Origin of the sequence: Knoellia tibetensis (genome assembly GCF_048606415.1) — a bacterium.
Lineage (GTDB): Bacteria > Actinomycetota > Actinomycetes > Actinomycetales > Dermatophilaceae > Knoellia > Knoellia tibetensis.
This window is the reverse complement of record NZ_JBMBWF010000001.1, coordinates 884552-899768: the sequence shown is the minus strand read 5'-3', so window position 1 is coordinate 899768 and position 15217 is coordinate 884552. Positions and strand designations below refer to the sequence as shown.

The following is a 15217-nucleotide window of genomic DNA, read 5'->3' as shown; positions in this document are numbered from 1 at the left end:
CCCTTCTGCCCATGGCTGTGCCGACGGAGCTGTCGGCGGTGCTCCCGACGGCGCTTCCCGCGGCCTTCGAGGCCGTCAAGGTCGACTACGCAGCCGTCGCGCCGATGCTCATCGTCGTGGCCACCGCCCTCGTCGGCGTGCTCGTCGAGGCGTTCGCGCCCCGGCTCCGGCGGCACGCCATCCAGGTGGGTCTCACGCTCGCCGCGCTCGTCGTGGCGTTCGTGGTCCTCCTGCTCGTGTCGGTCGACAACCAGGGCGTCACCGTCGGTGGCTCGATCGTCGTCGACGGCCCGGCCCTCTTCATGCAGGGCTCGCTCCTCATCTTTGCCGTCCTCGGCATCCTCACGATGTCGGAGCGCTTCGGCGGCCGTTCGGCCGACGCCTTCACCCCGATGGGTGCGGCCACGCCGGGCTCGCCGGCCGAGGCTGCTGCCGACCGGGCGGGTTACGCGACGTCGGAGGCCTTCCCGCTGACGATGTTCGCCGTCTTCGGCATGCTCATGTTCGTCGCGGCCAACGACCTCATCACGATGTTCGTCGCCCTCGAGGTGCTCTCGCTGCCGCTCTACGTCCTCACCGGACTCGCGCGCCGCCGCCGGCTGCTCTCGCAGGAGGCGTCGCTCAAGTACTTCCTCCTCGGCGCGTTCTCCTCCGCCTTCTTCCTCTTCGGCGCCGCGCTCCTCTACGGGTATGCCGGCTCGTCCGACCTGTCGAAGATCGCCACCGCCATCACGACGGCCAACGGCGACCTGGAGGGGCTGCTGCTCCCCGGTGTCGTCCTCACCCTCGTCGGGCTGCTCTTCAAGATCGGCGCCGTGCCGTTCCACTCGTGGACGCCGGACGCCTATCAGGGCGCCCCGAGCCCGGTCACCGGCTTCATGGCCGCGGCCACCAAGCTCGCGGCGTTCGGTGCGATCCTGCGCCTCGCCTACGTCGGCCTCGAGGCCTCGCGTCTCGAGTGGCGCCTCGGCGTCGCGGCGGTCGCCGTCCTCACGATGGTCGTCGGTGCCGTGCTCTCGGTGACCCAGACCGACATCAAGCGCCTGCTGGCCTACTCGTCGGTGGCGCACGCAGGGTTCATCCTCGTCGGTGTCCTCGCCTTCGACGTCACCGGCGTCTCGGGCGTGATGTTCTACCTCGTCGCCTACGGCCTGGCCACGATCGCCGCCTTCGCCATCGTCGCTCTCGTCCGCTCCGGCGGATCCGAGGCGACGCACCTGTCGCAGTGGGCCGGGCTGGGTCGCAAGCACCCCGTCGTCGCCGGCATCTTCGCGCTGCTCCTGCTCGCCTTCGCGGGCATCCCGCTGACGTCCGGCTTCACGGCGAAGTTCGCGGCGTTCGCGCCTGCCATCGCGCACGGCGGCCTCGCCGGCATCGTCATGGTCGTCGTCGGCGTGCTCGCCTCGGCCGTCACGGCGTTCGTCTACTTCCGGCTCATCGTGCTCATGTACTTCACCGAGCCGACCGGTGACGACGTCGCGGCCCTCACGCCCTCGATCGCGTCGACGATCGCCATCACGGTGGGCGCCCTCGGCACCGTCATCCTCGGCGTCGTCCCGGGCCCGATCCTCGACCTCGCCGGTCGGGTGTCGCAGTTCATCCAGTGACGCTGGCGCTGCCCGAGGTGTCCTCGGGGATGCAGGAGCGCGTCGCCGACGCGCTGGGCCGCGTCGAGGCGCTCATCGAGGAGCGGATCGACCACGAGGACCCGTTCATCGCCGAGGCCAACGTGCACCTGCTGCGCGCCGGTGGCAAGCGGTTCCGGCCGATGCTCACCATCGTCGCGGCCGAGCTCGGTGACGGTGTCAACGACGCGGTCATCAGCGCGGCGGCCGCGGTCGAGCTGACCCACCTCGCCTCGCTCTACCACGACGACGTCATGGACGAGGCGGATCTGCGCCGCGGCACCCCCACGGCCAACACGGCATACGGGAACTCCACCGCCATCCTCGTCGGTGACCTCCTCTTCGGGCACGCGTCGGCGCTCGTCGCCGACCTCGGGCCGGAGGCGGTGCGCATCCAGGCCGAGACGTTCATTCGGCTGTGCACCGGGCAGATCCGCGACGACCGCCAGGCGCCCGAGGGCTCCGACGCGTCGGCGTGGTACCTGCGGGTGCTCCAGGACAAGACCGGCGTGCTCATCGCGACGGCGGCGCGCTACGGCGCGATGTTCTCGGGGTGCTCCGAGGACGTCGTCGAGACGATGCGGGTCTACGGCGAGCGGCTCGGTATGGCCTTCCAGCTCGCCGACGACCTCATCGACATCGAGTCGAGCGAGGAGGAGCTCGGCAAGACGCCGGGCACCGACCTGCGCGAGGGCAAGCGGACCCTCGCCGTGCTCCACGCGCTGGCCTCGACCTCGCCCGAGGACGCCCGGCTCCGGGAGCTGCTGCGCTCGGACCTCTCCGGCGACGCCGAGCTCGCCGAGGCGCTCGGGCTGCTGCGCGCGCACCCGGCGCTCGAGCAGGCGCGGGCCGAGACCCGGGCGGTGGGGGAGCAGGCACAGGCCGCCCTCGCCGACCTCCCCGACAGCGAAGCCAAGACGGCCCTGCTCGCCCTGGCGACGTCGGCCACCTCCCGCGCCTCCTGACCCCAGCGGTCCCACCTTTCCCGCCTGAAGTGGGTTCCGTGCACTGAGAGTGGCAACTGTCGCCGTGCCCAGTGCACGTTTGCCACCCGGAGTCGGCCCGTCCACAGCCCGTATGCCGTCCGCTCGCCATCCACAGACGAGCGGACTGGCGCTGGCCTGACCGCCCTCGGCCGCGGTCGCTGGGGCGATGACCTCCCTCGCCCCCGGCGTCTCCGAGCTTGCGGCCTCGCAGCACGGCGTGCTGACGACGGCCCAGGCATCGATCCTCGGCATGGGACGGAGGGCGCTCATCGAGGCCGTCCGTCACGGTGACCTCCTCCATCCCGGTCGCTCCTTGTATGCCGTGACCCGCCTCGTCGAGCGCACGTCACCGCGGGCGTGGCACCGGAGCCTGGCCTCTGGTGCGTTGCTCCTCTATCCCGACGCGGTGTTCGCCGGGGTGACGGCGGTGCTGGCCCACGGGATCGACGTCTGGGGCTATGACCTCGCTCGTCCGGTGGATCCGCCGTCCGATCCACCGAGCGACGGGGGGAGTCGAGGTGCGCTCTGGCACTGGCGCTGGCCGGCATACCGGTCCTGCCGCAGGTGGAGGTCCGGGACGCCTTCGGGCGGCTCGTCGGGCGGGTGGACTTCCTCGTCGAGGGCACGTCGGTCATCGTCGAGTTCGACGGCAGGGTGAAGTTCGCCGCGGGCGACCCGGCGGTGCTGTGGGCCGAGAAGCGGCGCGAGGACGAGCTGCGTGCGCTCGGCTACGTCGTTGTCCGCATCACGTGGGCGGACCTGCAGGTGCCGGGGCAGGTGGCCGCGAAGGTACGCCGTGCCCTGGCGGCGGCGGCAGCAGCGTGAGCGAGTCACGAGCCCGTCAGGCACGTCCTGCGGTGGCAAACGTGCACTGTGCGCGGGGACAGTTCCCACACCCAGTGCACGGAACCCACTTCAGGCGGGAATCGTGAGGTTCAGGCGGCGGCGGGGGATGGACAGGGCGATGAGGACGCTGGCGAAGCAGAGCCCGGCGGCGAAGAGCCAGGCCGAGCTGTAGCTGCCCGACGACTCCCGCACCCAGCCCGCGATCGACGCACCGACCCCGGCGCCGACCATGTGCGAGGCGAAGACCCACCCGAAGACGATCCCCGAGTCGGCGAGCCCGAAGTGCTGACGGCACAGCGCCACCGTCGGCGGTACGGTGGCCACCCAGTCGAGGCCGTAGAAGACGACGAAGATCCACAGCCCGGGCTCGACCCCGGGTGCGAGCACGGCGTCGATGGCGAGCAGCGAGAGCCCGCGCCCGCCGTAGTAGATCGCGAGCAGCACCCGCGAGTCGACACGGTCGGTGAGCCAGCCGGACGCGATGGTCCCGGCGATGTCGAAGATGCCGACGAGCGCGAGCAGCCCGGCCGCGGTCTGCGTGCCCATGCCGTGGTCGTGCGCGGCCGGGATGAAGTGCGTCTGGATGAGCCCGTTCGTCGACCAGCCGCAGACCCAGAAGGTCAGCACGAGCGCCCAGAACGTCCACGACCGGCTGACCCGCACGAGCACGGCGACAGCGTTGCGCGCCGGCGGCACGACGGGTCGGGCCGCGACGACCCGCGCCGCCTCGGCAGCCTCCCGCTCGGACTCGACCGTCGCGCCGAAGGGCGCCAGCCCGCGGTCTGCCGGGCGGTCGGCCATGAGCAGTCCCATGAGCAACGCCACGGCGAGCGCGAGCCCGGCGACGACGAACGCCGCCGCGCGCCACCCGTGCTGGGTCGCGGCCCACGCGATCGCGGGCAGGAAGACGAGCTGGCCGGTGGCGTTCGCCGCGGAGAAGATCCCTGTGACGAGCCCGCGGTGCGAGACGAACCAGCGGTTCGCGACGATCGCGCCGAAGACGAGCGCCATGGACCCCGTGCCGATGCCGATGACGAAGCCCCACAGCACCCAGAGCTGCCACGGCGAGGACATGAGCGTCGTCGCCGCGCTCGCCAACCCCACGGCCACGAGCGAGATGGTCACCATCCGCCGGACCCCGAAGCGCTCCATGAGCGCCGCCGCGAACGGTGCGGTGAGCCCGTAGACCACGAGGTTGAGGCTCACCGCACCCGAGGTCGTCGTGCGCGACCAGCCGAACTCCTGCTCCACCGGCTCGAGCAGCACACCCGTCGACGAGCGGAAGGCCGCAGCAGCGACGAGACCCGCGAGCGTGACGCCGGCGACGATCCACGCCCGGTGGATCGGACGGCGCGGCGGGTCGCCGGCGAACGGTTCGGAGGCGGCACCCGAGGTGCCCACGGCGACGTCGTCGGTCATGGAGCGATCCTCACATCCGGCCTCTCTCCGAGCCAGTGGCAGGAACGCCACATTGTGCAAGGATCCAGCCATGAGCTCGACCCGCCGAACCCGGCCGCACCTCGTCGCGGTCCTTCTCCTCGAGCCGCTCATCGGCTACGACGCGACCATCCCGGGCGCGGTACTCGGCAGCGCGAAGGGGGCGGACGGCATACCGCTCTACGACGTCGTCATGGTGAGTCCCGACGGCGGTCCCGTCCTCACGAACAGCGGGTATGCCGTGGTGCCGCAGGGCGACGCCTCTCGCCTCGCGGACGCGGACACCGTCATCGTGCCTGGCACGCAGGTTGCCGCGCCGCGCCACGAGGGCCGCCTCGACGAGGAGCTGCGCGCGACCATGGCGCACATCCGCCCCGGCACCCGCATGGTCTCGATCTGCACCGGCGCCTACGTCCTCGCGGCCGCCGGCCTGCTCGACGGCCGCCGGGCGACCACCCACTGGCAGCACACGGCCCACTTCCGCGAGCTGCACCCGCAGGTCGACCTCGACGAGGACGTCCTCTTCGTCGACGACGGCGACGTGCTCACCTCCGCCGGACTGTCCGCCGGCGTCGACCTCTGCCTGCACATCGTCCGCCGCGACCACGGGTCAGCGGTCGCGAACGACGTCGCGCGCTACTGCGTCGTGCCGCCGTGGCGCGACGGCGGCCAGGCGCAGTACATCGACCGGCCCGTGCCCGTCGTCGACGACGCCTCGACCTCGACGGTGCGGTCGTGGGCGCTCGAGCACCTCGCCGACGACCTCTCGGTGCCGGTCCTCGCGCGTCGGGCACGGATGAGCGAGCGGACGTTCGCCCGCCGGTTCCGCGAGGAGACCGGCCTCACGCCCGCGACCTGGGTCGCCCAGCAGCGGATGCGGCAGGCCCAGCACCTGCTCGAGACCACCGACCTCACCGTCGACGTCATCGCGACACGCGCCGGCTTCGGCACCGGCGCCTCGCTGCGCAAGCACGCTGCTGCGACGCTGGGGGTCTCACCCCGGGCCTACCGCCGCACGTTCCGCGGCACGAGCGAGAGCAGGAGCGCATGAGCGGTCGTGACAGCGGCGGGTGGCCCCGCGTCGATCTCGACGCCCTCGAGTCAGCGACGGCCGGCCTGCCCTCGCCCCTCGTCACCGTCGATCTCGCCGCCTTCGACGCCAACGCCGACGACCTCGTCCGCCGCGCCGCGGGGCGGCCGATCCGGGTCGCGAGCAAGTCCGTCCGCTGCCGCGCCCTGCTGCGACGCGTGCTCGACCGACCCGGCTTCGCCGGCGTCATGGCGTATGCCGTGCCCGAGGCGGTCTGGCTCGTGCGGCAGGGCTTCACCGACGTCTTCGTGGCCTACCCGAGCGTCGACGTCGAGTGGATCCGGACGGTCGTCGAGGACGAGCAGCTGCGTGCCGAGGTCACGCTTGCGGTCGACAGCGTCGAGCAGGTCCGCTACCTCGCCGACCTCGTCGGCCCCGGCAGTGGGCTGCGGGTCGCCCTCGACGTCGACTGCTCGCTGCGGGTCGGACGCCTGCACCTCGGCGTGCGCCGGTCCCCGCTGCGGACACCTGCCGACGCCCTCGGGGTCACCCGCGCCGCGCTCGACGCCGGCCTGCGAGTCGTCGGGCTCATGTTCTACGACGCCCAGGTCGCCGGGCTGCCCGACCGCGGACCCCACCTGCGGACGCTCAAGAAGCGGTCGCTCGCCGACCTCGCCGACCGTCGGGCACCACTCGTCGAGGCAGTGCGGGCGCTCACCGACGTCGAGTTCGTCAACGGCGGCGGCACCGGGAGCCTGCACCACCTCGCCGCCGCCGAGACGCTCACCGAGCTCGCGGCCGGCTCTGGGCTCTATGGCCCCACGCTCTTCGACGCCTACGACGACTTCGCGCCGCGACCGGCGATGACGTACGCCCTCCCCGTGGTGCGCCGGCCCGGTCCGGGTGTCGTCACGGCATACAGCGGAGGGTATGTCGCGAGCGGGGAGCCGGGCTGGTCACGGGTGCCGAGTCCGGTGGGCCGCGCCCTCAAGCTCATCCGGACCGAGGCGGCGGGCGAGGTGCAGACGCCGCTGCGCGGCAGGGCCGCCGACGGACTCGCCATCGGCGACCGGGTGTGGATGCGCGGCGCCAAGGCCGGCGAGCTGCTCGAACGCTTCGACTACGTGCACCTGGTCGACGGGGGACTCCTCGTCGAGACAGTGCCCAGCTATCGCGGAGAGAGACTGAACTTCGGATGAGCGCGACGTGGAGCAACTGGGCCGGCAACGTCACGGCGACCCCGGCGCGCATCGTCGAGCCCCGGTCGGTCGAGGAGGTGGTGGACGCGGTCAAGCAGGCCGCCGACCGCGGGGAGCACGTCCGGGTCGTCGGCGCCGGCCACTCGTTCACACCGCTCGTGGCGACCGAGGGGACGCTCCTGCGGCTCACCCACCTCACCGGAGTGGTCGAGGTCGACCGCGAGCGACGGAGGGTGCGGGTGGCCGCCGGGACGCCGCTGCACGTCCTCAACCCGCTGCTGGACGCCCTCGGCCTCGCCCTGCCCAACCTCGGCGACATCGACCGGCAGGGCATCGCCGGTGCCGTCGCGACCGGGACCCACGGCACCGGAGTGCGCCACCAGGGGATCGGCGCCGCGGTCATCGGGCTCACCCTCGTCCTCGCCGACGGGTCCGTCGTGGCCGTCGACGACGCGCGCGACCCGGAGCTCTTCCGCGCCGCGACCGTCGGGCTCGGAGCGTTCGGCGTCGTCGTCGAGGTCGAGCTCCAGTGCGTGCCCGCCTTCCGGCTCCGCGCGCTCGAGACCCCGGGCCGTCTCGGCGAGGTGGTGGAGCGCTACGAGGCGATGGTCGCCGAGCACGACCACGTCGACGTGCACTGGTTCCCACACACCGATCGCGTTCTCCTGAAACGCAACTCACGCGTCACCGACGACGACCCGGGCAGGCCGCAGCCGAGGTGGCGCGAGCGCCTCGACGACGACCTGCTGAGCAACAAGCTCTACGAGGTGCTCAACCGCGCCGCCGCCTCACGCCCGACGATCGTCCCGCGGCTCAACCAGGTCTCCTCCCGCGTCCTCGGCGCGAAGGAGTACACAGACACGTCGTGGCGGGTCTTCTGCACCGCGCGGGACGTGCGCTTCCGCGAGTCGGAGTATGCCGTCCCGCGCACCTCCCTGCCCGCCGTCCTCGGTGAGCTGCGGGCCTGGATCGACAGCCACGACGTCGCCCTGCCCATCCCGGTCGAGGTGCGCTCGACGGGAGCCGACGACGTGTGGCTGTCGACGGCATACCAGCGGGAGAACGCCTATGTGGCGGTGCACCAGTACCACCGGATGGACGACGGGGGAGTCTTCGCGGCGTTCGAGGCGATGGTGCGCGAGCACGATGGGCGACCGCACTGGGGCAAGCTGCACACCCTCGGGGCGGAGGACCTGTCGCGGCTCTACCCGAGGTTCGGCGACGTGCAGCGGGTGCGCGACCGGGTCGACCCCGAGCGGCTCTTCGCCAACGCCCACCTCGCCCACATCCTCGGCGACTGAGGGCGGACGACCGCGGACCGCCGGAAGGGCCGCGTCAGACCGGGCCGAAGGCGTCCGGGTCCTCCGTGAGACGGCGGCGGAGCGCGTCCTCGAGGGTCCGGTCGGCGGGGACAAGGGCGTCGTAGTCGCGGTCGAGCCGCGACTCGAGGGCGTCGGCCGCCTCGTCGTCGTCGAGGTCGGTGGCATCGATGACGTCGGCCATGCGCCCGAGCAGCGAGGCGACCTCGGACATCCCGAGCCACTCGAACCCGGCGCGCGCGGCCTCGAGCTCGTCCTCCTCGAGGGCCTCGAAGCCGTTGAGCACACCGCCGCTCATCGCCTCACCGTGGAAGAGCAGGGCGCCGTGGAGCGCTCGGTCTCCTTCACGGGCGTCCTCGTCGAGGTCGACCTCGGTGGCGCGGTTCCACACCTTGTCGGCGTCGTCCATGGTTCGCACTCTCGGGGTGGACGGGTGGGGCTGTCAATGGGTCGGACCGGACGGCCCATGCGTCGACTTCACCCCGGAAGGTCGCACGTCGGAGCGGAACGGTTCCCACCTGAAGTGCGAGGAACCCACTTCAGGCGGCGGGTCCCACGCTCTGCGTGGGCATGTCGGGACTGTCGGGGCCAGTGGGGTCAGGGGCAGGGGTCGGGCTCGAGGGCGGCGACCCGTGCGCGGCGGTTGCTGTGGACCTGGCGCAGCGAGTCGACCGAGAGCAGCACGAGCGCCACCCAGACGATCCCGAACCCGACCCACAGCGCGCCGGAGACCTCCTCGTCGAGGAGCACGACGCCGATGAGGAGCTGGAGCATCGGCGTGAGGAACTGGATGAGCCCGATCGTCACGAGGGGGATGCGCCGGGCCGCCGCCGCGAAGAGGAGCAGCGGGATCGCCGTGACGACACCGGCCGCGACGAGCAGCCCCGTGTGCCACGCACCCTCCGCCCCGAAGGTCGTCGAGCCCTGCAGCGACAGCCACACGAGCACCCCGACGGCGACCGGCGCGAGCACCGCGGTCTCGACCGTCAGCGAGTGCATCGCGTCGAGGGTCGCGCCGACCTTCTTCTTGACGAGGCCGTAGAACGCGAACGAGAGCGCCAGCGACACCGCGATCCACGGGAACTCGCCACCGGCCACGGTGAGATAGACGGCAGCAACCGCACCGACCGTCACCGCCGCCCACTGCAGCGGCCGCAGCCGCTCGCGCAGCACGAGCACCCCCAGCCCCACGGTGACGATCGGGTTGAGGAAGTAGCCGAGCGCAGCGGCATACGTCCGGCCGGTGATGACCGCCAGGACGTAGATGACCCAGTTCGCCGCGATGAGCAGTGCCGCGATCGTCAAACCGCCGAGCAGGCGCGGTCGCGACGCGACCGTCCGCAGCCACCCGAAGTCACGCCGGAGAAGGAGCACGAGAGCGCAGAACGCGAGCGTCCACAGGATCCGGTGCGCGAGGATCTCGAACGCGCCCGACGGCTTGAGCGCGTGGAAGTAGAGCGGGAAGAGCCCCCAGATCCCGTAGGCGAGGAAGGCGTATGCCGTGCCCCGCCTCAGCTCTGCGTCGTCACCCGCGAGGGGCGCGCTCACGCGCCGGCCATCTCACCGACAGCCCGGTCACACCCTTGCGTCCGCACCTCTGGTGTCCAGGTCGCCATCTCGCCGGACGCAAGCAGTGCCAGCGCAGGGGTCACCCGACGGTCCACGTGTCGCGGCCACGGAGCAGCGCCGCGAGGTCGTCGTCGCTCGCGGGCCCGCCGGCGGTGTCGACGGCCGCCTCCATCTGGGAGCGCACGCCGTCGTCGTAGGTCGGGCGCGACACCGAGCGGAAGATGCCCATCGGCACGTGCGTCATCTCGGGGGAGTCGAGCCGCGACAGCGCGAACGCCTGGCTCGGGTCGTCGGCGCCCGCGTCGTGCACGACGACGTCGGCGTCCTCGGCCGAGGCGGCAGCGGCGTCGACGAACTCGAGGCGACCACCCGGCATACGGACGAGGGTCTTGCGGTCGTCCTCGGGACCGACCTGCACCGGCTCGCCGTCGAGGAGGTGCACGAGCCGCGCCTCCTGCTGGGTGCGGTCCTTGATGAGGTCGAAGGCGCCGTCGTTGAAGATCGGGCAGTTCTGGTAGATCTCGACGAGCGAGGTGCCCCGGTGCTCGGCCGCCGCGCGCAGGATCGAGGTGAGGTGCTTGCGGTCGCTGTCCATCGTCCGCGCGACGAACGTCGCCTCGGCCCCGAGGGCGAGCGAGACCGGGTTGAACGGCTGGTCGACCGACCCGAGTGGCGAGGACTTCGTCACCTGGCCGACGCGCGACGTGGGGGAGTACTGGCCCTTGGTGAGGCCGTAGATCTCGTTGTTGAAGAGCAGGATCGTCATGTTGACGTTGCGGCGCAGTGCGTGGATGAGGTGGTTGCCACCGATCGACAGCGCGTCGCCGTCACCGGTGACGACCCAGACGTTCTGGTCCGGCCGCGAGGTCGCGAGCCCGGTCGCGATCGCCGGCGCGCGCCCGTGGATCGAGTGCATGCCGTAGGTGTCGAGGTAGTAGGGGAAGCGCGACGAGCAGCCGATGCCGGAGACGAACGTGATGTTCTCACGGCGCAGCCCGAGCTCGGGCAGGAAGGACTGGACGGCCGCGAGGATCGCGTAGTCGCCGCAGCCGGGGCACCAGCGCACCTCCTGGTCGGAGGTGAACTCCTTCTTCGTCTGCGCGGGGGCGTCCGGCGCGAGCAGCGGTATGCCGGCCAGCCCGCTCGGGCGCGAGACCGCACCTCCCGTGGTCGAGCCGTTCGCCGAGGAGCCGCTCGTTGCAGCGCCGTTGGCAGGGGTGGTGGTGGTCGTCGGGTTCTCGACGGTGGTCACTTCAGCTCCTCGAGGTGGGTGAGGATGACGTCGGCGAGGTCGACCGTGGAGAACGGCAGACCACGCACGGAGGTGTGGGGGCGGACGTCGACGAGGAACTCGGCGCGCAGCAGCATCGACAGCTGGCCGAGGTTCATCTCGGGGACGACGACCCGGTCGTAGGACCGCAGGACCTCGCCGAGGTTGGCGGGGAACGGGTTGAGGTGGCGCAGGTGCGCGCTCGCGACGGCGTGGCCCGCGTTGCGCACGGCGCGGACGGCGGCGGCGATCGGGCCCTGCGTCGAGCCCCAGCCGAGGACGAGCAGCGACGCGGAGCCGGACGGGTCCTCGACGACGACGTCGGGGATGCCCGCGATGCCCGCGACCTTGGCGGCGCGCAGCCGCGTCATCTTGTCGTGGTTGTCGGGGTCGTAGGAGATGTTGCCGGTGACGTCGGCCTTCTCGATGCCGCCGATGCGGTGCTCGAGGCCGGGGGTGCCGGGGACCGCCCACGGACGCGCGAGCGTCGCCTCGTCGCGCAGGAACGGGTGGAAGACCGGCTCGCCCTTGTCGTCGACGCCGTTGGGCGCCTTCGCGAACTCGACCTGCAGGTCGGGCAGGTCGCCCACCTCGGGCACGGCCCACGGCTCGGAGCCGTTGGCGAGGTAGCCATCGCTGAGGAGGAAGACCGGCGTCCGGTAGGCCGTCGCGATCCGGACCGCCTCGAAGGCCGCGTCGAAGCAGTCGGCCGGGGTCGACGGCGCGATGATCGGGACCGGCGACTCGCCGTTGCGGCCGTACATCGCCTGGAGCAGGTCGGCCTGCTCGGTCTTGGTCGGCAGCCCGGTCGAGGGGCCACCGCGCTGGACGTCGACGATGACGAGCGGCAGCTCGAGGCTCACGGCGAGGCCGATCGTCTCGGACTTGAGGGCGACGCCCGGGCCCGAGGTCGTCGTCACGCCGATGGCGCCGCCGAAGCTCGCGCCGAGCGCGATGCCGATGCCGGCGATCTCGTCCTCGGCCTGGATCGTCATGACGTCGTGGCGCTTGAGCGAGGAGAGTGCGTGGAGGATGTCGGACGCCGGCGTGATCGGGTAGGAGCCGAGCACGAGCGGCAGCTTGGCCCGGTGGGCCGCGGCGACGAGCCCGTGCGCGAGCGCGGTGTTGCCGGTGATGTTGCGGTAGGTGCCGGGCGGCATGACCGCGGGGGCGATCTCGTAGCTCGACGCGAAGTCCTCGGTGGTCTCGCCGTAGTTCCAGCCCGCCCGCAGCGCCGTGAGGTTGGCCTCGAGGATCTCCGGGTGCGCACCGAACTTCTTCGTAAGGAACGCTTCGGTGCCGGTCGTGGGGCGGGTGTACATCCACGACAGGAGGCCGAGCGCGAACATGTTCTTGGCGCGCTCCTTCTCCTTGCGGCTGAGGCCGCTGAACGCGGCGAGCGCGTCCACGGTGATGCTCGTGAGCGGCACCGCGTGGACGTGGAAGGAGTCGAGCGTCCCGTCGTCGACCGGGCTCTCGGCGTAGCCGACCTTGGCGAGGTTGCGCTTGGAGAACTCGTCGGTGTTGACGATGATCGTCGCCCCGCGCGGCACGTCGCGGAGGTTGGCCTTGAGCGCGGCCGGGTTCATCGCCACGAGGACGTCCGGGGCGTCGCCCGGCGTGAGCACGTCGTGGTCGGCGAAGTGGAGCTGGAAGCTCGAGACACCGGGCAGCGTCCCCTGGGGCGCGCGGATCTCGGCGGGGAAGTTGGGCAGCGTCGACAGGTCGTTGCCCATCGCCGCCGTCTCGGAGGTGAACCTGTCCCCCGTGAGCTGCATCCCGTCGCCGGAGTCACCGGCGAATCGGATGACGACGCGATCGAGCTTCTGGACGGTCTTGCTGGACATGAACACCTGACTCGAGAGACGTCGGTCGGGGCGCGTGCGTCGTGTCCCGACGTGGTTCTTCCATCCTACGACCGGACTAAGGCAAGGCTATGAACGTGTCCATCCGCGATCGGGACGGGTGACCGTTCGGCCGTTCGTCGTGCTGAGCGGTCATTGATGTGCCGTCCACGGCACGTTCCGTGACGCTCGTCGCCGTGTCCTGTGCAGCGGCTGATGCCGTGACGTAGAAGGCGGCTGTCATCGACGGCACCGAGGTCGACGGCGACCGCGGGCCTCTGCCGGCGGGCACTCCAGCCGGGTGCGGGGGTGCCGGTCGTCGTCGTCCGCCACCTCCACCGAAGGGCAGTCCGATGTCACGCAGCACCCAGCACCCGTCCCGTCGCTCCCCGCTCCTCCGACAGCAGGTGAGGGGGTCGGCGCTCGCGGCCCTCGGCCTCACGACCTGCGTCGCGCTCGCGGCCGGGGCGATGACCTCCGCGTCCGCCTCCGGCGAGGCGGCCGCGGCCCAGGGTCCGCCGACGCGGACGGTGACGACGTGGGGCGCCTCCGACGACATGGCGGGCGGCCAGCTCACCGACACCACCGTTCGCAACGTCGTCCACACCTCGATCGGCGGCACCAACCTGCGGGTCCGTCTCTCCAACGCCAAGGGCGACCGGCCGCTGGTGCTCGACAGCGTCTGGGTCGGGACCAGCGCCGGCGGTCCGGCCGTCGTCGCCGGCACCAACACGCGCCTCACGTTCAACGGCTCGACGACCGCGACGATCCCGCCGGGCGCGGTCGTCCTCAGCGACCCGCTCCGGGGAGAGGTCGCGCCACAGCAGACGCTCGCGGTGAGCATCCACGTGTCCGGCACGAGCGGCCCGCTCACCGCCCACAACCGGACGATGCAGCAGACGTGGTCGGGGACGACCCGGGGCGACTTCGCCGCCGACGAGTCGGGCGCCGTGCTGGACGACCAGTCGGCGACGTGGTGGTGGCTCGACGGCATCCTGCTCGACGCGCCTGTCCAGACGCAGTCGGTGGCGACCCTCGGCGACTCGATCACCGCCGGGGTCGGCACGACGATCGACGCCAACCGCCGCTGGCCGGACGTGCTGGCCGACCGCCTCGCCGAGCTGCCGGAGACCCGTCAGATGGGTGTCGTCAACGAGGGCATCTCGGGCAACAGGGTGCTCAGCGGTGTCTCGAAGCCCGGCAGCGCCGGCGACGCGGCCCTGTCGCGCCTCGAGCGTGACGTCCTTACCAAGCCGGGCGTCGACACCGTCCTGCTGCTGGAGGGTGTCAACGACATCGGCGCCGGGTCGTCGGCCGCCGAGATCGTCGACGGCTACCGGATGCTCGTCTCCCGTGCCCACGCAGCCGGTCGCTGCGTGGTCGGGGGCACGATCCTGCCCTTCGGTGGCTCGGTCTACGTCGACCCCGAGGGTGAGAAGGTGCGCGTCGAGGTCAACGAGTTCATCCGGACGTCGGGTGTCTTCGACGGGGTCGTCGACTTCGCCCGGGCCACGGCCGACCCAGCCAACCCCTCGCGCCTGCGGGCGGAGTTCTTCGGCGACGGCCTGCACCCGAACGACGCCGGCAACAAGGCGATGGGTGAGGCAGTCGACCTCGACGTCCTGCGCTGCGACCGTCGCTGACCGTCGCTGACCGTCGCTTACCGGCGACACGGGGGCTGGTGGTGGCCGCGCAGGCGGCCACCACCGGCGCCGTGGCTAGTCTGGTTCCATGACGGGATATGTCGCAGCGGCCGCGGTGCTCGCCACCGGCATGCTGCTCGTCATCGCCGCGATGGGCGCGAGGTCGCTGCTCGCCCCCAGGGCCGCCACCGCCGCCAAGCTCACGACCTACGAGTCCGGCGTCGACCCCGTCGGCGAGGGGTGGGCGCAGAGCCAGGTCCGCTACCTCGCCTACGCCTTCCTCTACGTCGTGTTCGCGGTCGACGCCGTCTATCTCTTCCCCTGGGCCTACGTCCTGCGGGACGCCGACCTCGGGCTCGCCTCGCTCGTCGAGATCGCGGTCTTCATCGGCATCATCGTCATCGGACTGCTCCACGCCGCCCGTCGCGGACTGCTGCGCTGGACGTGAC

The 15217-nt window shown here is 71.8% G+C and carries 14 protein-coding genes; 9 read left to right on the top strand and 5 right to left on the bottom strand.

Annotated features, from left to right (window positions below):
* Positions 1 to 11: 11 nt before the first annotated feature.
* The 4 genes from nuoN (at position 12) to ACOJV7_RS04280 (ending at position 3436) form a co-directional block, all read left to right on the top strand.
* On the top strand, positions 12 to 1607 hold the full coding sequence (nuoN, locus tag ACOJV7_RS04295; protein WP_420188907.1) for an NADH-quinone oxidoreductase subunit NuoN: 1596 nt from the start codon (positions 12 to 14) through the stop codon (positions 1605 to 1607).
* Positions 1604 to 2590, top strand: a complete 987-nt coding sequence (locus ACOJV7_RS04290; RefSeq protein ID WP_420188906.1) for a polyprenyl synthetase family protein — start codon at positions 1604 to 1606, stop codon at positions 2588 to 2590. Before nuoN ends, ACOJV7_RS04290 begins: the two co-directional genes overlap by 4 nt.
* 187 nt (positions 2591 to 2777) lie before the next feature.
* Positions 2778 to 3269, top strand: a complete 492-nt coding sequence (locus ACOJV7_RS04285; protein WP_420188905.1) for a type IV toxin-antitoxin system AbiEi family antitoxin domain-containing protein — start codon at positions 2778 to 2780, stop codon at positions 3267 to 3269.
* Entirely contained in the window at positions 3176 to 3436 is a 261-nt protein-coding gene (locus tag ACOJV7_RS04280; RefSeq protein ID WP_420190408.1) for a hypothetical protein, read from the top strand. The genes ACOJV7_RS04285 and ACOJV7_RS04280 overlap by 94 nt, the downstream gene beginning before the upstream one ends.
* A gap of 90 nt (positions 3437 to 3526) precedes the next feature.
* Here the strand turns inward: ACOJV7_RS04280 and ACOJV7_RS04275 are convergent, their stop codons facing one another.
* Complete coding sequence (locus tag ACOJV7_RS04275) at positions 3527 to 4876, bottom strand: MFS transporter (RefSeq protein WP_420188904.1); 1350 nt, start codon at positions 4874 to 4876, stop codon at positions 3527 to 3529.
* Positions 4877 to 4946: 70 nt separating this feature from the next.
* On the opposite strand from ACOJV7_RS04275, the gene ACOJV7_RS04270 reads away from it, so the two are divergent.
* From ACOJV7_RS04270 to ACOJV7_RS04260, 3 genes are read left to right on the top strand one after another with little or no spacing between them, the layout of a single operon-like run.
* A complete protein-coding gene (locus ACOJV7_RS04270; protein ID WP_420188903.1) occupies positions 4947 to 5945 on the top strand; it encodes a GlxA family transcriptional regulator in 999 nt (332 codons plus the stop codon).
* Positions 5942 to 7123 carry an amino acid deaminase/aldolase gene (locus ACOJV7_RS04265; protein ID WP_420188902.1) on the top strand — a complete coding sequence of 394 codons (1182 nt, stop codon included), beginning with the start codon at positions 5942 to 5944 and terminating at the stop codon, positions 7121 to 7123. The genes ACOJV7_RS04270 and ACOJV7_RS04265 overlap by 4 nt, the downstream gene beginning before the upstream one ends.
* On the top strand, positions 7120 to 8424 hold the full coding sequence (locus ACOJV7_RS04260) for a D-arabinono-1,4-lactone oxidase (RefSeq protein WP_420188901.1): 1305 nt from the start codon (positions 7120 to 7122) through the stop codon (positions 8422 to 8424). Before ACOJV7_RS04265 ends, ACOJV7_RS04260 begins: the two co-directional genes overlap by 4 nt.
* 34 nt (positions 8425 to 8458) lie before the next feature.
* Here ACOJV7_RS04260 and ACOJV7_RS04255 read toward each other — a convergent pair whose 3' ends face one another.
* The 4 genes from ACOJV7_RS04255 to ACOJV7_RS04240 all read right to left on the bottom strand — a co-directional run bounded on the left by ACOJV7_RS04255 (position 8459) and on the right by ACOJV7_RS04240 (position 13128).
* Complete coding sequence (locus tag ACOJV7_RS04255; RefSeq protein ID WP_420188900.1) at positions 8459 to 8851, bottom strand: DMP19 family protein; 393 nt, start codon at positions 8849 to 8851, stop codon at positions 8459 to 8461.
* A 188-nt stretch (positions 8852 to 9039) separates the two neighbouring features.
* Positions 9040 to 9990 carry an EamA family transporter RarD gene (gene rarD / locus ACOJV7_RS04250; RefSeq protein WP_420188899.1) on the bottom strand — a complete coding sequence of 317 codons (951 nt, stop codon included), beginning with the start codon at positions 9988 to 9990 and terminating at the stop codon, positions 9040 to 9042.
* Between the two features lie 100 nt (positions 9991 to 10090).
* Positions 10091 to 11149, bottom strand: a complete 1059-nt coding sequence (locus tag ACOJV7_RS04245) for a 2-oxoacid:ferredoxin oxidoreductase subunit beta (protein ID WP_420190372.1) — start codon at positions 11147 to 11149, stop codon at positions 10091 to 10093.
* Positions 11150 to 11259: 110 nt separating this feature from the next.
* The gene (locus ACOJV7_RS04240; RefSeq protein ID WP_420188898.1) at positions 11260 to 13128 is read right to left on the bottom strand and encodes a 2-oxoacid:acceptor oxidoreductase subunit alpha; all 1869 of its coding nucleotides are present in this window, start codon (positions 13126 to 13128) and stop codon (positions 11260 to 11262) included.
* A 350-nt stretch (positions 13129 to 13478) separates the two neighbouring features.
* Here ACOJV7_RS04240 and ACOJV7_RS04235 point away from each other — a divergent pair, with 350 nt between their 5' ends.
* Entirely contained in the window at positions 13479 to 14768 is a 1290-nt protein-coding gene (locus ACOJV7_RS04235) for an SGNH/GDSL hydrolase family protein (RefSeq protein WP_420188897.1), read from the top strand.
* Between the two features lie 88 nt (positions 14769 to 14856).
* Entirely contained in the window at positions 14857 to 15216 is a 360-nt protein-coding gene (locus ACOJV7_RS04230) for an NADH-quinone oxidoreductase subunit A (RefSeq protein WP_420188896.1), read from the top strand.
* Position 15217: the final 1 nt, after the last annotated feature.